Below are 20,338 nucleotides of genomic sequence, written 5' to 3' on the forward strand. Positions count from 1 at the left end.
CTGAATTATTTCCCGAAGACCTCACTCCAGGCATCGATCCAGTCGTTCTTCGCCGCATTGAGCTTCTCATAATCGAGGCGCTTGAGCGATGAGATCATCTTCTGGCCGTAGGTCCAGCGAGCTGCCTCTTCAGGCTTCAGCTGCACTGCGGTCGCAACCGGAGCATCGACGCCGCGCTCGGCCAGAGTCTGCTGAATCTTGGGATCGAGAATGAAGTTGATGAACTGATGCGCAAGCTCCGGGTTGGCCGCGCCCTTGGCGATGTTCACCGTGTTGAGGGTCGCATAATCGCCATCCTTCAGCTCCGCCCAGCGGACGGTGGGCACTGCCGCCTGGATCTGGGCCAGGGTGAAGTCCTGCGCCATGGCGACCGAGACCTCGCCGGTCGAGAACAAGTTCACGAGCTCGGAGCCGGTATTGTAATTCTTCACCACGTTGGGCTTGAGCTGCTCGATAGCCTTGAAGGCAGCTTTCTCGTCCTTGTAGGGATCGACGCCCGCCTTGTTGGCGGCGACCAGAACGGTCATCGGACCCGCCGTGGTGGTGATGCCAGGCAGCGAGACGCGGCGCTTCAGGTCCTCGCGCCACAGATCGTTCCAGGAGGTGATCGGGGCGCTGACCTTGGCGCTGTCGTAGATGATGCCAACACGGCCGATGGTGTAGGCTGGGCCGAACTGACCCTGAGGAGCACGTGCCAGCTCGTAGATGCCATTGAGGTTGGGGAGCTTGGAGCGGTCGACCGGCTGGAAGAGCCCTTCCTGAATGCCGATCTGGGAGTAGCTGTCGGTGAGATAAACCACATCGACGCCGCTGCCGCCGCGGATCTTGATCTTGTTCAGACGGTCGGCATTGTTGCCGGTCTCGAATACCAGTTCGCAGCCGCACTGGGCGCGGAACGGCTTGAGCACAATCTCCTCCAGCTTGTCGCCGTTGAAGCCCCACCAGGAGATCGTGAGAGTCTTGTTCTGAGCCATCGCCGGAGCTGAAGACAGCGCCGCCAGAACAAAGGCCGTGCCTACGATCGGTTTGTACCAACGCCCTACCATCTCAGGATCTCCTAAGTTCCAATGTTTCACTGCCGAACGGGGATGATCCGTTGGCTGGTCTAGAGCACTCCTGCCCTGGCGCCATAGGCATTAACACAACCATGACCGTGGGAAAGCCCCGCCTCTCAAGGACATTGCCCACGTTACAGCCATTCTGCTCAAAAAGCTCCCAAATCAGAAAATGGGTATCCAGCCACCGGCATCATTCCGCTTGAGACGGGGCGTCCGCAGCACGCCGACCACGCGGTCTGGCCATTGCGGATCGATAGCGGCGAGCTTGTCCCGCCAGGCATCCGTCTGGAGCATCGCTGCGCCGATCGCAACGGGTCGAACCCCACAGGAGGCGAGGAGCTCCAACGCGGCGGCAATGGAACGTCCACTGCTGATCACGTCGTCCACCAACAGAACCCGCCTGCTCTCAATCACAGGCAGCATGCGCGGATCGAGGTAGAGCCGCTTGAGCTGCTCCGGGCTGGTGATGGAGGTCATCGGCACTGAAAGGTCATCCCTGTACCAGAACTTGCGGGAGGTCCCGAGCGGGACATAGCGGCTCAGCCCGAGCTTCCGCGCCGTACCGCTCGCCAGGGTGAGCCCTAGGGTCGGAAGCCCGACCACCACTTCCGGGGCGAAAGCCCGTACCTTCTCGGCAAGGCTGGCGCAGAGGGCGTCCTCCACGGCAAAACTGGCCTGGTTGATGATGAGGGATGCCAAGGCATGCTCGCCATCCGCCAGTTCGCGGATTGGCAGACGCAGTTGGCGCCCATCCTCGAACTCCGCCGGATAGAAGCCGCGATGCCCTTCCGCCGGCTGCCGGTCGAAGGTCGACGGCGGATGGATGTCCTGCCAGAAATCGTGGGGCTGCATCGCTCGCTCCTGTCCTCCGGTCACGAGAAGGATGATTGTGGACCGGGTTATGCCGGGTTATCGAACGATTCGAGACCGCAAATCCAGGACGACAGCACGATGCTCCTTCAGGACCTCATCCAGGCGGACCTACCATTCCTGCGCAGCCTTCGCCAGGATCTCCATGCCCATCCGGAGCTGGGGTTTGAGGAGGAACGGACGAGCGGGATTGTCGCTTCCCTCCTGGAAGAGGCAGGCCTTCGAGTGCATCGGGGACTGGGCAAGACGGGCGTGGTCGGCACCCTGCAGGTCGGCAACGGCACACGCACCATTGGCCTGCGCGCCGACATAGACGCGCTGGCCATGCCGGAGCAGGCGGAGCGTCCCTACAAGTCGAAGTTTCCCGACAAGATGCATGCCTGCGGCCATGACGGGCACACGACGCTTCTTCTTGGGGCGGCCCGCTATCTCGCCAAGACACGCAACTTCTCCGGCACGGTGCATTTCATCTTTCAGCCGGCGGAGGAAGGCAGGGGCGGCGCGAAGAAGATGGTGGAAGACGGCCTCTTCGACCTCTTTCCCTGTGATGCGGTGTACGGGCTGCACAACATGCCGGGATTGGCCGTGGACGAGATGGCTGTTACCCCTGGTCCGCAGCTCGCCTCTTCCGACAGCTGGTTCGTGACATTCAAGGGCGTTGGCACCCATGGGGCTAAGCCCCACCTCGGCAAGGATCCAATCACGGCAAGCGGCCACTTCCTCGCCGCACTGCAGACCATCGTGGGACGCGTGATCAACCCGTTACAGCCTGCGGTGGTCAGCGCCTGCTCCGTGCAGGCGGGAGACCCACGGGCGCTCAACGTTATTCCCGGCATCGTGGAGATCGGCGGAACGGCACGAGCCTACTCGGCCGAGGTGCGCGATCAGCTTGAAGCCGAGATCGAGCGCCTTGCCAAGGGCATCGCCGTGATGTTCGACATCGACGTATCGTATGAATTCCGCAGGCGCATCCCACCCGTGATCAACCATACCGATGCCACTGCCCGTGCACTCAAGGCGGCACAGACCGTTTGCGGCTCGAAGGTCGTGACGAATTTCGAGCCCTCGACTGCGGGCGATGACTTTGCATTCTTTAGTGAGGCGGCTCCGGGTGCTTACGTGTGGCTCGGGAACGGTCCAGCGGTGAATGGGGCGCTCCATCACAACACAGCTTACGATTTCAATGACGATGCGACTCCGACTGGCGTCACCTTCTGGGTCGCCCTTGTCGAGCAGGAACTCGCACTTTGAGTTCTGGAAACAGGTGAACATTATTTTAGGAGCGACGTCGGCGGTACGCTTCTGATTGCGACGCCTTGGGCGTCAGCCTTGGTCTTTCCTCTATCCCCTGGTCTTGCTGACCGCTGCATCTGTTCTGGCCGTCGGCCCGCTCACATTTGCTGGCCTGGTCGGCTCTCACTTGGCACGGCCCTCGGCCTGCGGCGCGCGTTCGAGCACCTGATCGGCGCCAGTCTTATCGGCGCCACTCTGATGGTGGCAGCCGATTGGCTGGGGCGCATCGTCACCTTCCCATTCCAGTTACCCGCCGGCCTAGTCGCCACGCTGATCGGCGTGCCCTACCTGATCTGGCATCTGACGAGACGAGAGCGGTGAGGCTACCAAGATGAAGCTTGAGCACCCTTGGCGACCTTCAACCTGGCTAAAGCTCTAAACAATTGGCACACCAAAATGCCAAGCGACGACGCGCTAACTATTTGTTTTTGCTTATTTTTACTGCATTTCCAGCGGGTTCACCCCTCTCTGGCAGCACCAGCCCTGCCCTGTGGCTCAAGAGTCCGAGGCCACGGCTGCGAGATCCCCTGTCCTAGCACCTGAATGCTCGTCCGGCCGAAATCTTGCCAACGCGTCCTGTCTAAAGGTGCAGTTGTCTTTCTCCGCAAAGCCTTGCAATAATCCTGCATTGGGAGAGGCTTTCACCATTGAGACGAAGCCCTCCTGAAGAACATGACCGGAGGAGAACCTCCGGCTTCGACAAGGGGTAGAGGACCATGAAGGACTCGGCCATAGCGCCTGAGATCGCGGATCCGTATGCGACTCTCGAGAAAATTCTCAAAGTCATCGGCAGATCATGGCTGAGCGAGGAGTGGCGGCTTGAGGACATTCGCCTCCTGGCTCAGGATGCGCTCGCGAAACGGGGCAGCATGGACGATAGGGAGCGCGCCAAAGCGATCATCCAGGCTCGGCTCCGCATGAAGGCAAGCTCAGAGACGCCGGTTTCTGCACAGCGCAACGAGGGGCTCCCAACCTGAAAAGATCGAGGGGTCAAGCCAGAGACGAGAGATGCCCATTCACGGGCGCTCACCTCCTATAGACTTGACCTTTGCCTCCGGAAGCTCAGCTTTTGATCATTGCCAGTGTCTTGCTCGTCAAGACTTCAAGGACAGTCGTGCGGCACATTGTCTGGAAGACGAAATTTCAAACTGCTCTGCTTTTAGTCCTGCTGGTAATCTTTTAATAACTTCCCCAACGTTAGCATTTAAAGCGAGACAAACTAAACAAAACAGTCTCGCCATGGGGCACAATACGATGAAACACGGCAGTTTACTGTAACGCTTCGCATTGCATGACGTCGCGCGACGATCGCACGCTCTCTCCGAAGCTTAGCCTATCCTTCAAAAGAGAAATCCGATCCCTATCGGGCGCCAGATCACGCGCGCGATATTGCATCTCTTAATCTATACTTAGAGTTCACCGAAAATGCCCGCCGTCGAGACCTATAGCTCCACCGATAATCTTTACATCGACTCCATTCTCGGCAACATCAAGTGGGTTCCGAGCGACCTGACATACAGCTTCCCAACCGCTATCACCGCGTACGGCGCTGCCTATGGGGATGGTGAAACAGCCAAAAACTTCGGGTCCTTCAACGACACGCAGCAAGCCATCACCCGGTCGGCTTTGAAGCTTTTCTCATCCGTCAGCAACCTGACGTTCCAGGAAGCCAGCGGGGTGAGCGCATCGTCAGCCGATCTGCGCTTCGCGCAATCGGATGTGCCAGGGACCGCATGGGCCTACTTTCCGACCACGGATGCAACGGGCGGCGATGTGTGGGTCAACAATTCCAGCCGGAACTACGCAAGCCCTGCCAAAGGCAACTACGCCTATCTCACCATCGTGCATGAGATCGGACACGCTCTCGGTCTTGCGCATGCCCATGAAGGCAACATGCCCTTGTCTCATGACAGCATGGAATACACCGTCATGAGCTACCGCTCATATTCCGGCGCCTCGACCGGTACGGGCTATATGAACGAGACCTGGGGCTACGCGCAGTCGTTGATGGTGTACGACATCGCCGCCCTCCAGCATATCTACGGCGCGAATTATCAGACGAACAGCGGCAGCACTGCCTATTCATGGAGCGAGACCACCGGCGAGATGTTCATCAACGGCGTCGGCCAGGGCGCGCCCGGCGGCAACCAGATCTTCCTCACCGTGTGGGATGGTGGCGGTACGGACACGTACAGCTTCACCGACTACACGACGTCTCTGACAATCGATCTTCAGCCCGGCGCGTGGACGATAACCTCGCAGGATCAGCGCGCAAAGCTCCACTGGGACGGGTCAAAGCTCGCTGCCGGCAACATCGCCAATGCGCTCCTGCACCAAGGCGACACGCGCGCCCTCATCGAGAATGCCTATGGCGGCTCTGCGAATGACACCATCAAGGGTAATGTCATCGGCAATACTCTGCGCGGCAACGCGGGCGACGACAAGCTCTATGGCTTGAGCGGCAACGACGTGCTGATCGGGGGCAGCGGGAGAGACGTGCTGAGCGGAGGAACAGGCACGGATATGGCCAGCTACAGCACGGCAAAGGCCGGCGTTGTGGCTGACCTTATGACGCGATCCAACAATCGCGGCGATGCTGCCGGCGACTCCTATTCAAGCGTCGAGTGGCTTACGGGCAGCTCCTACAGCGACACTCTTTATGGCAATGGATCGGCGAACCAGATCAAGGGCGGTTCCGGACGCGACACGCTCAATGGACGAAGCGGCAATGACGTGCTCGATGGCGGCACAAGCAGCGACAAGCTTCATGGAGGAAGCGGAAAGGATCTGCTGATCGGCGGAAGCGGAACGGATGTTTTCGTTTTCTCTTCTTCGTCTCACTCACGGATGTCTTCGGCCGATATTATCAAGGATTTCCGCCGCGGTTCCGACCACATCGATCTGCGCGACATCGATGCCAATGCGAAGCTCGCAGGCAATCAGGCGTTCACCTTCATTGGAAAGAGTGCTTTCCACGGCAAGGCCGGGGAGTTGCGCTTTGCCGATGGCATGGCTGCGGGCGATACGAACGGCGACAAGATTGCCGACTTTGGCATCAACGTCGCCGGTCTCTCGGCGATGTCCAAAGGCGACTTTTATCTCTGACCATTTATTGAAACAAAGTATCTAATAAGCCGCAAATGCTCATAGGGCTCAGTCGATAGGTTGAGCCCACATGCACAGAAACTCGGTGTTAACCATCTGGACAAGCCCCAAGCTTAGGCATTATTGCCACTGAAATGTCTTTCGGCTCTTGGGGAAGCACGATGGATCGTTCGGAAAAGCGTCATCCTGCCAATGATGCACTGGCCTATCTGATGAACCTGATCGGCCTTGCCTTCAGCATCAGCTGCCTGTGGGTTGTCGCCTCTGCGGCCAAGATGTGAGGCGGCCTTTTCTGCCGCTGTCTCAGCGGGAGCGGAATTCCTTGGCCGCGTCAGTCGCCTGATAGGCCCAATAGGTGAGTTGAGCCGCAGCCCGCCCCAGAATGCCGCCATTCCATGTGAGACCGAAAGGCGCAAAGAGCCGATAGCGGTCGCTCTCGCCGACAATCCCTTCCGCAATCACCATGCCGCCGATGGCCGTGGTGTTCATGCCGTGGCCGCCGAAGGCCGTGCAGTACCAGACGCCGGGCTTCAACTGCCCGATCTGGGGCATCAGATGCCGGGCGTAAGCCATGAGCCCCGACCACGCGATTTCGACCTTCAGGTCGGCCAGTTGCGGATAGGTCGTCACCATCTCACGCCGGAGCAGGGCCGCGATGTCCCGCGGATCCGTCGTGCGTGTAGTGATGCGCCCGCCCCACAGGATGCGGCTGCCGTCGCCGACGAGGCGGTAGTAATCCCCGGCCCGGCGATCGTCGAGGATCGCAGCGCGCGTCCGGATGGCTCCTTGCACCCGCTCAGGCGCATACTCCGTCAGCAGGACGTAAGTAGCAATCGGCAGAAAGGCGCGCTTCAAGGCAGGCGCAACAGCACCCGTGTACCCACCCGTGGTGAACACCACATGCTCGGCCGAGATCTCGGCAACGTTCGTTCGGACGATCTTCCGAGCGCCGTCTAGATCAGCTGAGATGACCGCTGAGTTCTCGTGGATCGCAGCCCCTAGGCGCGCTGCTTCGCGGGCGAGCGCACGTCCGTAATTCAGCGGATGAAAATGGAATGCGTCCTCGTCGAGGATTGCTTCATGGTATTTGGGCGAGACAAAGAGGCTTCTCACCTCGTCACGGGGCAGATAGCGCAGGCTCAATCCGAACTCACGCCGCTGGGTCTCGCAGGCAGCCTGCAAGGCGCCGCGCGAATGGTAGCGCAAAGCCTTTGCGATGCCGGGAACAAGTTTGGCATCCTCGATACCGAGTTCGTCAATGGTGCGGCGGACGATGCCGACGCCTTCCATCGACAGGCGGAAGAGTTCTCTCGCCTGGTCTTTTCCCACGCGCCGCTCGATCGATGACAGACCTGTTGCGTAGCCCGCCGAGACAAAGCCGCCATTGCGCCCTGAAGCGCCCCACGCCACGCGCTGCGCCTCAAGGAGCACCACCTTGCGCCCGCTGCGCGCGAGCTTGAGCGCTGCTGTGAGACAGGCGAGCCCGCCGCCGACGATGCAGACATCTGCCTGGATCCGGCCGGCTGCCGCCGGATAGATCTCCGACGTGGAAACGGTCCGGCTGTAATAGGTATCGATATAGGCGGACGACATGCGGGATCGGCTAGAGCGTCATGTCGGTGGCTGCGAGGAAGATCTGCACGAGCTTCTCGCAACCCTGTCGATCCTCCTCGTCGAAGCGGCCCGGGTTGGGACTGTCGAGATCGAGCACACCCAGCACCCGCCCATCCTTGACGAGCGGGACGACCAGTTCGGACCGGGAGGCACTGTCGCAGGCAATGTGCCCGGGGAAGGCGTGGACATCCTGCACGACGATGGATTCCTGACGCTCTACAGCCGTTCCGCAGACGCCACGGCCAACCGCGATGCGCACGCAGGCCGTCTTGCCCTGGAAGGGGCCGAGCACGAGCTCGCCCCCGCGCATGAAGTAGAAACCGGCCCAGTTCAGGTCCGGCAGGAACTGGAAGATCAGCGCGGACATGTTGGCCGTATTGGCAATCATGTCCCGCTCGCCCTCCAGAAGTCCGGTGAGCTGCTGGGCAAGCGAGGCATAGAAGTCCCGCTTGTTGTCGGAGATGGGAATGTCTTTGACTTCGAACATGCGGTTTTCCTTATGAGCCTGGGGATTGCTTGTCCAGACCGGCTTACTCGGCCGCCATATCGGGCCGGGGAGCTCTGGCGAGATCAAGACCCTGGTGATCGCAGAGGCGGCGATAGAGGCCCCCCTTACGATACAGACTGTGGTGATCCCCCTCCTCTACGATCCGCCCCTTGTCGAACACGAGGATACGGTCGAGGGCGCGCACCGTCGAGAGGCGATGGGCAATCACGATGGAGGTGCGCCCCACCATGAGCCGCTCCATGGCCTGCTGAATCAGCACCTCCGATTCCGAGTCGAGGGCGGAAGTGGCCTCGTCCAGGATCAGGATCGGCGCATCGGCCAGGAAGGCACGGGCGATCGCCACCCGCTGGCGCTCGCCGCCCGAGAGCTTCACGCCGCGCTCGCCCACCAGAGTGGAATAGCCCTTCGGCAGGCTCAGGATGAAGTCATGCGCATTGGCAAGCTGCGCCGCACGCTCGATCTCCGGCATGCGGGCTCCGGGCCGCGCATAGGCGATGTTCTCGGCCAGCGTGCGATGGAACAGGATCGGCTCCTGCTGCACAATAGCGATCTGCGAACGCAAGGATGCCTGCTGAGCCTCGGCAATATTCTGCCCGTCGATCCGGATCTCGCCGCCCGTCACGTCGTAGAGCCGCTGGATCAGCTTGACGAGGGTCGTCTTGCCCGAGCCCGAAGGGCCCACGAGCCCCACACGCTCGCCCGCATGCATTGTCAGCGACAGGTCCCGATAGAGGGGCGTGTCATGTCCCGCATAGTGGAACGTAACACGGTCGAACGTGACCTCGCCGCGCCCGATCCGGATCGGCTTTGCACCGGCGCGATCAGGCACGCCGACGCGCTCCCTATGAATGTCGATCAGCTCTTCCATGTCGTTGACGGAGCGGCGCAGGTTGTTGATGTGCATGCCGACATCCCGCAGGTAGCCGTGGATCACGAAATAGGTCGTGAGCACATAGGCGAGATCGCCCGGCGTGGCGCGGTTGTCCCACCACAGCCAGATCGCCGTACCGATGATGGCCGCACGAATGCCGAGCAGCGCGATGAACTGAACCGTGCCGCTGTTGGTGCCGCGCTGCCAGAGGCGGCTCGTGCGCTTCTGCCACTTATTCAGCACCCAGGTGAGGCGGGCATCCTCCCGCGTCTCCGCGCCAAAGGCCTTGACCACCGGGTTGCAGCTCAAAGCGTCCGCCAGCGTGCCGCCGACGCGCGTATCCCAGGCATTCGCGAGCCGTGCCGCAGGCGCGACATAGCGTGTCGAGAGCAGGGCCGTCATGATGATGTAGGCCAATGCGCTCACGCCGATGACGAGACCCATTACGGGCCAGCGCAGGCCCAAGACGATCATTGAGCCCGCAAGCACCGTGAGCGACGGCAGCAATGCGAGCAGAAGCGTGTCGTGCATCAGGTCGAGCGCCCACATGCCGCGCGTGATCTTGCGCACGGTCGAGCCGGCGAAGGAATTGGCATGCCAGTCGGTCGAGAAGCGCTGCACGCGCGCGAAGGCATCCTGCGCCACGCGGCCCATCACGCGCAGCGTCAATTCCACGATGCCGTAGAACGCAAGATGGCGCATGACGATCATGAGCAATCCGAGTCCCGTCATGAACGCGAACGCGATAAGCGCCGCATGCAGGGCAGCATCGCGGTTGTCGCCACCTGCGGCAATGGCGTCGACCAGCCTGCCGGCGAAGACCGGCATGAATACGTCGGCAAGTGTCGAGACCATCATGGTGACGACAACCAGCGCCACGTAGCGCGGCTCGTTGCGCCAATGGCGGAACGTGAATCGTAAGACGTCGCGGGTCGCATCCCCGCCCTTCTTCTGCTGGTTCATAGCAACGACAGGTGACGCTCGGGGCGTACACCTCTCCCGGAATTTCGAGGAGCAACAGCAGGAACGGCGGCTCACCGCGTTCGACGTCGCTCGATGATCATGGAAAACTTTGTAAGGTTTGCCGGGCCTTGGAGCCCCGCCTGGTCCAGCCTAGGATTTTGGGCGGGACGCGGGAGGAACGTTCAGCAAGCACACAAAAGCCATGCAGTCCTCCCTCTCTGGAATAAAAACCTGAATGCAAAATAGTGCAGTTCGTTCAACTTGGCAACCGCAGTTTTGTTTCATCCTTTGCTGGAGGATTTACACGACTTCGAGCGGCCGATGCGGTTCGGACGGCAGTTCTACCCGGATGGCATCTCCGGGCCGGACCTCCCCGCCCTTGAGCACAATCGCCATGATGCCGGACTTGCGAACGACCTTGCCCTGCTCGTCCTTGCCCAGCACTGCCTTCATGAGACCTTTTTGAAACCGGTCAATCTGGACGCAAGGATTGCGCAGGCCCGTGACCTCGATGACAACACTCTCTCCAAGCAACAGGCGCGCTCCGGCCGGTAGGTTCAGAAGATCAATTCCGCGAGTCGTGACGTTTTCCCCCAACTTGCCAGCCGCGATGGAAAAGCCTCTTTCGGCCAGTTCATCGAAGAGCTCCGCATGAATGAGATGGACCTGCCGCAGGTTCGGTTGGGTTGGATCCTTGGCCACCCGCGAGCGGTGCTTGACCGTGATGCCGAGATGGGCGTCACCCTCAACGCCGAGGCCCGCCAGCAGGCGGATGGAATCCTGATTGGGCTTGCTGAAGCTGTGGCTGGAGCTGAGGCTCACGGCTGTGACGATTGCGTTCATGATTGCCCCCTCGCGCTTCTCTACCTTGTAGCGTCAGAGAACCGTGAGATCCACCGTCTCGAAGCCGCGCTCGGCCAAGCGTTGCGCCAGCACCGTACGATGGCAGTTGGCGGGGTCCCGCTCGAAGCACAGGAGGCAGATCGGCTGAGCACTGGCCAATGCTTCCAGTTCACCGAACGCAGCTTGAGCCGGTTCGGTCGCCAGAACCTCGTCGCAATAGATCCGGCGCATGAGATCGCCGTCGCCGGCGCGTGCCGCCTGGCGGCCCTCCTTCGGCGTTCCGAGCTTGATGAAATGCTCGTAGCCGATGTCCTTCTGCGCCAAAGCATCGCGCAGGGCGGATTTCGAGAAACCGCGTTTGCGGGAGAGCGCGACGGCACGCACGTCGGCGAGCGTTGCGACGCCAGCATCCTTCAAGGTGGTGAGGAAGCGGTCCACGTCCGCTCCCTCGTATCCAATGGTGAAAACCTGAGGCTTTGCCATGCCTTAAAATTACATGGACGGAGTCGGCCGCTGCGGCGCCTGCGGCTGGGTATAAGGCCTCATGGCTTCGGGTGCGCGGAAGTCCCGTGGCACCTCAAAGTCCTTTGCCGCGCCATGGCTCTGCTCGATCCCGCCTGGATATCCCGTGCGATCCGAATAGTCCTGCATCGGCGGCAACGGCGTCGGGCTCTCGCGGCTCAGCGTCTGGGCGCAATAGACGTCGAGCGCCGTCACGCCAGCCACCGCCGCCATGGCGATGCCGACATTGCCCTTCTTCGGGTTCCTGCCCTCGAGCGCCGTCGCCAGCGTCGCCAGATCGAGTCCGTCGCCTGCCACGCGTCCCCAGATCCAGGGCGTCGGGTCCTTGGAGGCCAGGATACCGATGCCGGTGGCGATCTCGCGAACGCCATAGCCGGCGATCAGGCCCTCCTGCCCCTTCATGCCAAGCGCCCGCGCCAAGGCGCGCGGCGCCACGACTTCGGCGATGCCGAGGGCGATGGAGAAGATGCCGAGGCCCCGGGCCAGGGTGTCTGTGGCCGTATCGGCATGGCCACGACGGCGGGTTCTTTCGGTTTCGTAGCGCATGATCTCACCTATCAGGGTTTGAGAACGACCTTGATGCAGCCGTCCTGCTTGTCGCGGAAGATCTTGTACATGTCAGGGCCTTCTTCGAGCCCCACCGTGTGGGTGATGACGAAGGAGGGGTCGATCTGCCCCTCCTCAATGCGGCGCAGGAGATCGTCGGTCCAACGGTTCACGTGCGTCTGACCTGTGCGGATGGTGAGACCCTTGTTCATGATGGCGCCGAACGGGATCTTGTCGAGGAGACCGCCATAGACGCCGGGCACCGAGAGCGTTCCGGCAGGGCGGCAGACATAGGCCATCTCGCGCAGCACATGGGGACGGTCGGTCTCCATCATGGTCGCCTGCTTAACGCGATCATACATGGCATCGACTGTGCCCGCCGCATGCGCCTCCATGCCAACGGAGTCGATGCACTTCTCAGGGCCCTTGCCGTTGGTGAGTTCGTTGAGGCGCTCGATCACGCTCTCTTCGTCGAAGTTGATGGTGATGGCGCCACCGGCCCTTGCCATATCGAGACGTTCGGGAACCCGATCGATGGCGATGACCTGCTTCGCGCCGAGCAGGATGGCGCTGCGGATCGCCATCTGGCCGACGGGGCCCGCACCCCAGATCGCCACCGTGTCGGTCGGCTCGATGTCGCACTGCACTGCGGCCTGCCAACCGGTGGGGAAGATGTCGCTCAGGAAGAGAAGCTGCTCGTCGGACAGCGTGCTGGGAACCTTGATGTGGGTGGCGTCGGCAAAGGGAACGCGAAGATACTCGGCTTGGCCGCCCGCATAGCCGCCCGTCAGATGCGTGTAGCCGAAGAGACCCGCCGTGGTGTGCCCGAAGGCCTTGGCGGCGATGTGGCCGTTGCGGTTCGTGCGCTCGCAGACCGAGAAGTTGCCGCGCTTGCACTGTTCGCACTCGCCGCAGATGATCGTGAAGGGGATCACCACCCGGTCGCCGACCTTCAGCTTGCCCTTCGACTCCGCTCCGACCTCGACCACCTCGCCCATGGTCTCGTGGCCCATGATGTCACCCGATTTCATGCCAGGCATGAAATGATCGTAGAGATGAAGATCCGAGCCGCAGATGGCGCAGCTCGTCACCTTGATGATCGCGTCACGCGGATGCTCGATCTGAGGATCGGGAACTGAATCGCAGCGGATATCGGTGGTGCCATGCCAAACAAGCGCCTTCATCGACGTCTCCCTCACTGTATGGAAAATGGTCAAGCTTCAACGCTCGACCGCCTTCGTCACAGGAAAGACTTCTTGAAGGGGCTTTGCGTTCCCTGAAGGGCCGCAAAAACTGCTGCCTACCCCGTCCGAGCGACAGGATGGAGGTGCTCAGGCAGGCTTCGGATCAGGTCGGCCAGCGCCGGTTCCAACACCTGATGGGCCGCTTCCTCCACTTCGAACCATTGTGCCTGACGCTGTCCCTTCTCGCGCCAAGATTTGAGCTGCTTGGAGACCTCAAGCGGATAGACATTGACCTCACACAGGTCGAAATGCGCGGCCCGGCGCTTCCAGTAATCGTAGGAGCCGAGGGGCTTGTTTTTGATCTCGCCCTTGACGCCTGCCTCCTCCTCCGCCTCCTGCGCGGCCGCCTTGTGAGGCTTCTTGCCTTTCATGGGCCAGCCCTTCGGGATCAGCCAGCGCTTGGTCTCCCGTGACGTAACGAGAAGCACCTCGATCCTTCCATCCCGGATCCGAAAGGGCAATGCAGCAACCTGGCTGAGTTTGTCTTTGGAGGTCTGAGGCATTCGACGAGAGTAGGGTTCCTATCGGGTTAAATTGTAACGTAAATGATTTGAGCCGGCTAAGAAAGGACTTGGACGAAACAATATGAGGACATTGTTGCCTTTGACCTCATACGATTCTCCATCCTCTCAAAGCTGGATGACGGGCTCATAACAATGAAGGCCCTGCTTTTGATCCAGAAGGACAACCCTACCCGATGACGACCAACAATCTGGACATGAGATTTGCCGCCGCCTGCGCCATCGCCCGTGAGGCTGGCGTGCTGGCGCGCAAGCGCTTCCTGGAGCGGCCGCGCTCGCAGCGACCTGACTTCAAGGGCCCGCAGGATTTTCTCACCGCCACGGACGCGGAGGTGGAGGAACTGATCCGCACCCGCCTCAGCGCCCTGTTTCTGGAGGATTCCTTCTTCGGCGAGGAAGGCGGCGGCTCCTTCGAGCGCGACGTGTGGGTGGTGGATCCCATTGACGGAACGGCGAACTTCGCTCGCGGCATCCCGCATTTTGCCATTTCCATCGCTTTCGTGCGCGACAGCCGCGTCGAGATCGGCGTGATCTATGACGCGATGCATGCGGAACTCTACACCGCCCAGCGCGGGCGCGGCGCCATTCTCAATGGGGAGCAGATCCGGGTGAGCGGTTTGGCCGACATGAACCAGGCGACCGTGGAGGCCGGCTGGTCGCCGCGCCTGCCGCCCGAACCCTATATCGCCGCCGTCGACAAGCTGAAAGCCGGCGGGGCCAATGTCCGACGCGCGGGATCCGGCACGCTTGGCCTAGCCTATGTCGCCGATGGGCGCATCGATGGCTATTGCGAGCTTCACATCAATTCCTGGGATGCGCTGGCCGGTCTTCTGATCATCGAGGAGGCGGGCGGCTGGACCAACAACTTCCTGGCCAAGGATGGCCTGAGAAAAGGCAACCCGGTTCTCGCCTGCACGCCTGAACTGGCCGCAGCCCTGATGGCCGCCACGGGGATTTCCAAAGAGCCGTGAGACAGCCATGTTATTCTAAAGATTCACATTCGAATGATCGGCAAGGCTCTTGACCCGCTCTCATATTGGAGGGAGCTTAGCCGGCCAATTATAACGATAAAAACGTCAACACGGGAGGATAGAATGGAACTCAAGAAGACTTTCGCCGCGGCAACCATGCTGGCGGGCGCCATGACGGCCCTGTCGTTCATGTCCGCCGGAGCAGCCCAGGCGCAAGGAGCGCTGGTGATGTATTGCGCCGTGCAGGAGGAATGGTGCCGCGCCATGACCACCGCATTCGAGCGCGAGACCGGGATCAAGGTCTCCATGACCCGCAAAAGCTCCGGCGAAATCTATGCGCAGGTCAAGGCAGAGTCGCAGAACCCCCGCGCCGACATCTGGTGGGGCGGCACGGGCGACCCTCACATGCAGGCCGCCGAGGAAGGCCTGACGGAAGCCTACAAGTCGCCGAAGATGAGCGAGTTGCAGGACTGGGCCGTGCGCCAGTGGGATCAGTCCAAGCAGCGCACGGTCGGGATCTACTCCGGTGCACTCGGCTTCGGCTACAACACTGACCAGGCCAAGGCGAACAATATCGGCGAGCCGAAGTGCTGGGCCGATCTGCTCAAGGCCGAGCTGAAGGACGAAGTGCAGGTCGCCGATCCCAACTCCTCCGGCACGGCTTACACGCTTCTCGCCACCATCATCCAGATCATGGGTGAGGACAAAGGCTTCGAGTACCTCAAGGCCCTGCACAAGAACGTGAACCAGTACACCAAGTCGGGTGCAGCTCCGGCCAAGGCGACGGCCCTGGGCGAGACCACTGTCGGCATCACCTTCCTCCACGACATGGTGACGATGGTGGTCGACAAGGCGCCGGTGAAGGTCGTGGCCCCCTGCGAAGGCACGGGCTATGAGATCGGCTCCATGTCGATCATCAAGGGCGCCAAGAACTTGGACAGCGCCAAGAAGTTCTACGACTGGGCCCTGACCGCCGACGCGCAGAAGCTCGGCGCCGAGGCCAAGTCCTACCAGGTGCCTTCGAACAAGAACACCCCGATCCCGCCGCAGTCTCCGAAGCTCAGCGACGTCAAGCTGATCAACTTCGACTTCGCCAAGTACGGATCGTCCGACGAGCGCAAGCGCCTCCTGTCCAAGTGGGACAACGAGGTAAAGAACCTGCCGAAATAGTCAGGCCTGCGATGTCTTCGGCGAGGCGTGAGCCGCCTCGCCGAAGACAATTCTAAAGTGATGGATCAGAAGGCCGGTCGTCATGCCGGCCGTGAGGCGGGAATTCAAAGATGTCACGGGCAACCCTTGGCTGGATCGTTCTGAGCTGGGTCGGATTTGCCCTCCTGCCCTGGTACGGGTTCGACCGCTCCGCCTCTCCCACCCTCTCCGACTACTTCGTCAGCGGGTCGGCGCTGATCCACAGCCTTCGTGGCGTCTGGTGGCTTCTGCCGATTCTTGTGCCGCTCGGCATGGCTTTGGTTCCTGCCATCCGGCCGTCGATTCAACAGAAGGGCACCTGGCTCGTCGCATCGGGGCTCCTCGGACTTGCCCTCATCGTCGCTCAGGGCTTCAGCATCGGCCTCAATGGCTGGACGTTCGAAATTTTGAGGGGCCTGTTCGGTGAGCCGGGTCCGAGCCAAGCCGGCATGGGCTATGGCGCGGCCCTCACGGCGGCAGCGTTCCTCATCATCCTCTGCCACGGCCTTGCGGCGCGCGGCTGGTGCCGCGGCGATGCATTCGTCACCTCGTCCATCGGGGCAGTCGTCGCGCTCATCCTCGTGTTCGTGTTCTTCCCGGTTTCCACGATCCTGGCGAGCGCGTTCGCCGACAACAGCGGAAATTTCGCGCCGTCCGAGTTCGTCGCCAAGTTCATGGACAAGTCGATCTGGGGCCTGGACTGCCTGACCAGCGACCTGCGTTGCGGCGTGGCCTGGAACACCCTGTTCCTTGGGCTGCTCGTGGCCTTCGGCACCACGGCCCTGGGCCTTGCCTTCGCGCTCATCGCGACCCGCACCGACTTCCGGTACAAGAAGCTCCTGCGCGTGATGAGCGTGCTTCCCATCATCACGCCGCCCTTCGTGATCGGCCTCGCCCTGATCCTGCTCTTCGGCCGCTCGGGTGCCCTCTCCAACATTCTCTGGGAATGGTTCGGTGTCCCGCGTTCACGCTGGATCTACGGCCTTCCCGGCGTCTTTATCGCGCAGCTTCTAGCGTTCACGCCCATCGCCTTCCTTGTCCTCATCGGCGTGGTGCAGGGCATCAGCCCGACCCTTGAAGAAGCCTCCCAGACCCTGCGGGCCAAGAGCTGGACCACCTTCTGGACCGTGACGCTGCCACTGATGCGTCCGGGCCTCGCCAATGCATTCCTGCTCGGCTTCGTCGAGAGCCTCGCGGATTTCGGCAATCCCCTGGTGCTCGCCGGCAATTACGAGGTGCTCTCCACCAAGATCTTCTTCGCGGTCGTCGGCGCGCAGCAGGATCAGGGCCGCGCTGCGGTGCTTTCCATTATCCTGCTCGCCTTCACGCTCGGGGCCTTCTGGCTGCAGCATGCCTGGCTCGGCAAGAAGGTCTACACCACCGTGACCGGCAAGGGCGATTCAGGCATTCCGCTGCCGCTGCCGCGACGGGTCGCGCTGGCTTCCTATTTCACGGCGATCCCATGGGCGATCTTCACGGTGGCCGTTTATGCCATCATCGTCGTGGGCGCCTTCGTCCGCTCCATGGGCCGCGACTACACGCCGACATTCGAGCACTTCATCACCGCCTTCCGGGTCGAGCGTGCCGATTGGGGCCTCTACTTCTCGGGATCGGCCTGGAACTCGTTCTTTGCGACCGTGAAGGTGGCGGCGCTGTCGGCGCCCCTCACCGCTGCCATTGGCCTGCTGACGGCATACCTTCTCACCCGCCAGCGCTTCTCCGGCCAACGCGCCTTCGAGTTCGGCACGCTCTTGAGCTTCGCCATTCCCGGCACAGTGGTGGGCGTGTCCTACATCCTGGCCTTCAACGTACCGCCCATCGAGATCACCGGAACGGGCTTCATTCTCGTGATGTGCTTCGTGTTCCGCAACATGCCGGTCGGCGTGCGCTCCGGCATCGCCACCTTGAGCCAGATCGACAAGAGCCTTGATGAGGCCTCCCTTACCCTGGGTGCCCGCTCGTCCACCACCATGCGCCGCGTGGTGCTACCTCTGCTGCGGCCGGCCATCGTCGCCTCCCTGGTTTATTCCTTCGTGCGCGCCATGACGGCGGTCAGTGCCGTGATCTTCCTCGTCACCGCCGAGTACAACATGGCGACGACCTATATCGTCGGCCGCGTCGAGGCGGGCGAGTTCGGCCTCGCAATTGCCTATTCCACCGCGCTCATCCTCGTCATGCTGCTTGCCATCGTGGCGATCCAGCTCATGGTCGGTGAGCGCCGCCTTGGGCGTCGCAGCGCGAGCGCCCCCTCCCCCATTGCCGTGCAGGCGATTCCATGAACAAGATGTCCTCCGTCCATTCCATCTCCACCGCCGCATCCAAGAAGCAGGCTGCTTCCGTGGAATTCCGAAACGTGACGAAGCGCTATGGCACCGTCACGGCCGTGGACAGCGTGTCCTTCACCATCAAGCCCGGCCAGCTCGTCACCCTGCTCGGCCCCTCGGGCTGCGGCAAGACCACGACTTTGCGCATGATCGCAGGACTTGAGATGGCAAGCGAAGGCCAGATCCTGATCGGCGACCGCGACGTGACGAATCTCTCGGCCGCCGACCGGGACGTGAGCATGGTATTCCAGTCCTATGCGCTCTTTCCGCATATGTCGGTTCTGGAGAACGTGGCTTATGGCCCGACCGTGCAGGGCGTCCCGAAGAAGGACGCCTATGCAATGGCCATGGAGAAGCTCGACATCATTGGCTTGAAGGGTCTCGAGAAGCGCGCACCGTCGGAGCTCTCCGGCGGACAGCAGCAGCGTGTGGCGGTAGCCCGCGCCCTTGTGCTGGAGCCGCAGGTGCTGCTCTTCGACGAACCCTTGTCGAATCTCGACGCCAAGCTGCGCCGTCGCGTCCGCGAGGACATTCGCGAGTTGCAGCAGAACCTCAATCTCACCGTGGCCTACGTGACGCACGATCAGGAGGAGGCGCTTGCGGTCTCCGACCACATCATCGTCATGTCGAATGCCCGCATTGCCCAAACCGGCACGCCGCACGAACTCTACGAGGAGCCGGCGAACCTGTTCGTTGCCGACTTCATCGGCGATGCCAATATCATCACCGGAGACCTCGCAAGCATCGCCGGCCCCATGGCGCAGGTGAAGATCGGTGGTCTCAATCTCCAGCTTCCCCATCGCGGCGCCAGTCAGGGCCCTGTGAAGCTGGCCGCCCGGCCCGATGCCATTTTTCTCGATGAAGCTGTGCAAGCCGGAGCCTTGGCCGGCACGGTGCGCAAGACATCCTATCTCGGCACGCAGGTGGAATACGACGTGGAAAGCCCGATCGGGAACCTGTTCGTGGTCCAGTACGGCCGCAAGGAGGCAATTGCCCCCGGCACTCCAGTGTCGATCTCCTTCGCCACCCAGCGCGGTGTCGCCATCATCCCGGATGCATAAAGCCAGCCGGGCAGACTTCGGTCTTGGTGCTGCGGATTGCAAACCGGCCTGGGTGCCGCACCTTGCCCGGCTGTAAAATATCTATAGAGCAGGGTTACATTTCCAACGGGCTGCCTTCCGGAACGGAGGGCTGTAATCCCGTTGGCGTTCTGACCCATTCCAGAGACGACGTGATGCTCAAAGCCTTGATCTTCGATATGGACGGCACCCTGGTGCACAGCGACCCAGCCCACCTGGAAGCTTTTGCCCAGACCCTGGGCCCTCAGGGCATCGTGATCAGTGAGGACCTGTATCGCACGTCGATCATCGGCCACACCAACGAGTCGATCTTTGCCGCACTCCTGCCTCACCTGCCGGTCGAGGAGCACGAGGTTTATGCGGAACGCAAGGAAGCCGCCTTCCGGCGCCTCGCGCTCGAGCTCAAGCCCTTGGAAGGCCTGCTTGAGCTATTCGACTGGGCGGAGGCCCGCGGCATCAGGCTTGCCCTGGTCACCAATGCTCCCCTGCTGAACGCAACCCACATCCTCGATATTCTCGGCATTACGGACCGGTTCGAGGTCAAGATCACCATCGATCAGGTCGAGCGCGGCAAGCCCGATCCCCTGCCCTATCTGACGGCCATCGAGCGGCTCGGTATACGTGCGGAGGAGGCTGTCGCTTTCGAGGACTCACCCTCGGGCATGAAAGCGGCCAAGGCGGCGGGGCTGTTCTCCTTCGGCGTTCTGACAGGCCTGAGTGCCGCGGAACTCACCAAAGTCGGCGCCGACAGGACGATTGAGACTTTCCGTGACGCGGCCCTCTGGGACGTTCTGGAGCGCAGGATCGCAGCTTAAACC

General features: G+C 61.6%; 19 protein-coding genes. 9 read left to right on the forward strand and 10 right to left on the reverse strand.

What is annotated here, in order from left to right:
- Window positions 1–5: 5 nt before the first annotated feature.
- A complete protein-coding gene (locus JKL45_RS08105) occupies window positions 6–1,046 on the reverse strand; it encodes an ABC transporter substrate-binding protein (protein ID WP_201860611.1) in 1,041 nt (346 codons plus the stop codon).
- 174 nt (window positions 1,047–1,220) lie between these two features.
- A complete protein-coding gene (locus JKL45_RS08110; protein WP_201860612.1) occupies window positions 1,221–1,910 on the reverse strand; it encodes a phosphoribosyltransferase in 690 nt (229 codons plus the stop codon).
- 99 nt (window positions 1,911–2,009) lie between these two features.
- On the opposite strand from JKL45_RS08110, the gene JKL45_RS08115 reads away from it, so the two are divergent.
- The 4 genes from JKL45_RS08115 to JKL45_RS08130 all read left to right on the forward strand — a co-directional run bounded on the left by JKL45_RS08115 (window position 2,010) and on the right by JKL45_RS08130 (window position 6,326).
- Window positions 2,010–3,179 (forward strand): M20 aminoacylase family protein, encoded by a 1,170-nt coding sequence (locus tag JKL45_RS08115; protein WP_201860613.1) that lies wholly within the window; start codon window positions 2,010–2,012, stop codon window positions 3,177–3,179.
- A gap of 78 nt (window positions 3,180–3,257) precedes the next feature.
- Window positions 3,258–3,542, forward strand: coding sequence for an iron chelate uptake ABC transporter family permease subunit (locus JKL45_RS08120; RefSeq protein WP_246498376.1), 285 nt, complete (start codon window positions 3,258–3,260; stop codon window positions 3,540–3,542).
- Between the two features lie 395 nt (window positions 3,543–3,937).
- Entirely contained in the window at window positions 3,938–4,198 is a 261-nt protein-coding gene (locus tag JKL45_RS08125) for a hypothetical protein (RefSeq protein WP_201860614.1), read from the forward strand.
- A 448-nt stretch (window positions 4,199–4,646) separates the two neighbouring features.
- The gene (locus tag JKL45_RS08130; protein ID WP_201860615.1) at window positions 4,647–6,326 is read left to right on the forward strand and encodes a M10 family metallopeptidase; all 1,680 of its coding nucleotides are present in this window, start codon (window positions 4,647–4,649) and stop codon (window positions 6,324–6,326) included.
- 303 nt (window positions 6,327–6,629) lie between these two features.
- Here the strand turns inward: JKL45_RS08130 and JKL45_RS08135 are convergent, their stop codons facing one another.
- The 8 genes from JKL45_RS08135 to JKL45_RS08170 all read right to left on the reverse strand — a co-directional run bounded on the left by JKL45_RS08135 (window position 6,630) and on the right by JKL45_RS08170 (window position 13,940).
- Window positions 6,630–7,919 carry an NAD(P)/FAD-dependent oxidoreductase gene (locus JKL45_RS08135; protein WP_201860616.1) on the reverse strand — a complete coding sequence of 430 codons (1,290 nt, stop codon included), beginning with the start codon at window positions 7,917–7,919 and terminating at the stop codon, window positions 6,630–6,632.
- A gap of 10 nt (window positions 7,920–7,929) precedes the next feature.
- Complete coding sequence (msrC, locus tag JKL45_RS08140) at window positions 7,930–8,427, reverse strand: free L-methionine (R)-S-oxide reductase MsrC (RefSeq protein WP_201860617.1); 498 nt, start codon at window positions 8,425–8,427, stop codon at window positions 7,930–7,932.
- A 43-nt stretch (window positions 8,428–8,470) separates the two neighbouring features.
- A complete protein-coding gene (locus tag JKL45_RS08145; protein ID WP_201860618.1) occupies window positions 8,471–10,282 on the reverse strand; it encodes an ABC transporter ATP-binding protein in 1,812 nt (603 codons plus the stop codon).
- Window positions 10,283–10,582: 300 nt separating this feature from the next.
- Window positions 10,583–11,125 carry an MOSC domain-containing protein gene (locus JKL45_RS08150; RefSeq protein WP_201860619.1) on the reverse strand — a complete coding sequence of 181 codons (543 nt, stop codon included), beginning with the start codon at window positions 11,123–11,125 and terminating at the stop codon, window positions 10,583–10,585.
- Window positions 11,126–11,158: 33 nt separating this feature from the next.
- Entirely contained in the window at window positions 11,159–11,608 is a 450-nt protein-coding gene (locus JKL45_RS08155; protein ID WP_201860620.1) for a DUF488 domain-containing protein, read from the reverse strand.
- Window positions 11,609–11,617: 9 nt separating this feature from the next.
- Window positions 11,618–12,193, reverse strand: coding sequence for a cyclase dehydrase (locus JKL45_RS08160; RefSeq protein WP_201860621.1), 576 nt, complete (start codon window positions 12,191–12,193; stop codon window positions 11,618–11,620).
- 11 nt (window positions 12,194–12,204) lie between these two features.
- The gene (locus JKL45_RS08165; protein ID WP_201860622.1) at window positions 12,205–13,377 is read right to left on the reverse strand and encodes a zinc-dependent alcohol dehydrogenase; all 1,173 of its coding nucleotides are present in this window, start codon (window positions 13,375–13,377) and stop codon (window positions 12,205–12,207) included.
- A 116-nt stretch (window positions 13,378–13,493) separates the two neighbouring features.
- Entirely contained in the window at window positions 13,494–13,940 is a 447-nt protein-coding gene (locus JKL45_RS08170; RefSeq protein ID WP_201860623.1) for an NUDIX hydrolase, read from the reverse strand.
- A gap of 194 nt (window positions 13,941–14,134) precedes the next feature.
- On the opposite strand from JKL45_RS08170, the gene JKL45_RS08175 reads away from it, so the two are divergent.
- The 5 genes from JKL45_RS08175 to JKL45_RS08195 all read left to right on the forward strand — a co-directional run bounded on the left by JKL45_RS08175 (window position 14,135) and on the right by JKL45_RS08195 (window position 20,335).
- Window positions 14,135–14,929: an inositol monophosphatase family protein gene (locus JKL45_RS08175; protein WP_201860624.1), complete on the forward strand. Its 795-nt coding sequence runs from the start codon at window positions 14,135–14,137 to the stop codon at window positions 14,927–14,929.
- Window positions 14,930–15,052: 123 nt separating this feature from the next.
- Window positions 15,053–16,099, forward strand: coding sequence for an ABC transporter substrate-binding protein (locus tag JKL45_RS08180; RefSeq protein ID WP_201860625.1), 1,047 nt, complete (start codon window positions 15,053–15,055; stop codon window positions 16,097–16,099).
- A 110-nt stretch (window positions 16,100–16,209) separates the two neighbouring features.
- Window positions 16,210–18,396 (forward strand): ABC transporter permease, encoded by a 2,187-nt coding sequence (locus tag JKL45_RS08185; protein ID WP_201860626.1) that lies wholly within the window; start codon window positions 16,210–16,212, stop codon window positions 18,394–18,396.
- Window positions 18,393–19,502, forward strand: coding sequence for an ABC transporter ATP-binding protein (locus JKL45_RS08190; RefSeq protein WP_246498377.1), 1,110 nt, complete (start codon window positions 18,393–18,395; stop codon window positions 19,500–19,502). The genes JKL45_RS08185 and JKL45_RS08190 overlap by 4 nt, the downstream gene beginning before the upstream one ends.
- Window positions 19,503–19,675: 173 nt before the next feature.
- Window positions 19,676–20,335, forward strand: a complete 660-nt coding sequence (locus tag JKL45_RS08195; protein ID WP_201860627.1) for an HAD family hydrolase — start codon at window positions 19,676–19,678, stop codon at window positions 20,333–20,335.
- Window positions 20,336–20,338 lie beyond the last annotated feature (3 nt).

Source organism: Microvirga soli (assembly GCF_016734765.1).
Lineage (GTDB): Bacteria > Pseudomonadota > Alphaproteobacteria > Rhizobiales > Beijerinckiaceae > Microvirga > Microvirga soli.

Excerpts from the sequence above, each read along its gene's own strand:
- JKL45_RS08105 (WP_201860611.1), bottom strand. The coding sequence starts at position 1,046 with ATGGTAGGGCGTTGGTACAAACCGATCGTAGGCACGGCCTTTGTTCTG.
- JKL45_RS08110 (WP_201860612.1), bottom strand. The coding sequence starts at position 1,910 with ATGCAGCCCCACGATTTCTGGCAGGACATCCATCCGCCGTCGACCTTC.
- JKL45_RS08115 (WP_201860613.1), top strand. The coding sequence starts at position 2,010 with ATGCTCCTTCAGGACCTCATCCAGGCGGACCTACCATTCCTGCGCAGC.
- JKL45_RS08125 (WP_201860614.1), top strand. The coding sequence starts at position 3,938 with ATGAAGGACTCGGCCATAGCGCCTGAGATCGCGGATCCGTATGCGACT.
- JKL45_RS08130 (WP_201860615.1), top strand. The coding sequence starts at position 4,647 with ATGCCCGCCGTCGAGACCTATAGCTCCACCGATAATCTTTACATCGAC.
- JKL45_RS08135 (WP_201860616.1), bottom strand. The coding sequence starts at position 7,919 with ATGTCGTCCGCCTATATCGATACCTATTACAGCCGGACCGTTTCCACG.
- msrC (WP_201860617.1), bottom strand. The coding sequence starts at position 8,427 with ATGTTCGAAGTCAAAGACATTCCCATCTCCGACAACAAGCGGGACTTC.
- JKL45_RS08145 (WP_201860618.1), bottom strand. The coding sequence starts at position 10,282 with ATGAACCAGCAGAAGAAGGGCGGGGATGCGACCCGCGACGTCTTACGA.
- JKL45_RS08150 (WP_201860619.1), bottom strand. The coding sequence starts at position 11,125 with ATGAACGCAATCGTCACAGCCGTGAGCCTCAGCTCCAGCCACAGCTTC.
- JKL45_RS08155 (WP_201860620.1), bottom strand. The coding sequence starts at position 11,608 with ATGGCAAAGCCTCAGGTTTTCACCATTGGATACGAGGGAGCGGACGTG.
- JKL45_RS08160 (WP_201860621.1), bottom strand. The coding sequence starts at position 12,193 with ATGCGCTACGAAACCGAAAGAACCCGCCGTCGTGGCCATGCCGATACG.
- JKL45_RS08165 (WP_201860622.1), bottom strand. The coding sequence starts at position 13,377 with ATGAAGGCGCTTGTTTGGCATGGCACCACCGATATCCGCTGCGATTCA.
- JKL45_RS08170 (WP_201860623.1), bottom strand. The coding sequence starts at position 13,940 with ATGCCTCAGACCTCCAAAGACAAACTCAGCCAGGTTGCTGCATTGCCC.
- JKL45_RS08175 (WP_201860624.1), top strand. The coding sequence starts at position 14,135 with ATGACGACCAACAATCTGGACATGAGATTTGCCGCCGCCTGCGCCATC.
- JKL45_RS08180 (WP_201860625.1), top strand. The coding sequence starts at position 15,053 with ATGGAACTCAAGAAGACTTTCGCCGCGGCAACCATGCTGGCGGGCGCC.
- JKL45_RS08185 (WP_201860626.1), top strand. The coding sequence starts at position 16,210 with ATGTCACGGGCAACCCTTGGCTGGATCGTTCTGAGCTGGGTCGGATTT.
- JKL45_RS08190 (WP_246498377.1), top strand. The coding sequence starts at position 18,393 with ATGAACAAGATGTCCTCCGTCCATTCCATCTCCACCGCCGCATCCAAG.
- JKL45_RS08195 (WP_201860627.1), top strand. The coding sequence starts at position 19,676 with ATGCTCAAAGCCTTGATCTTCGATATGGACGGCACCCTGGTGCACAGC.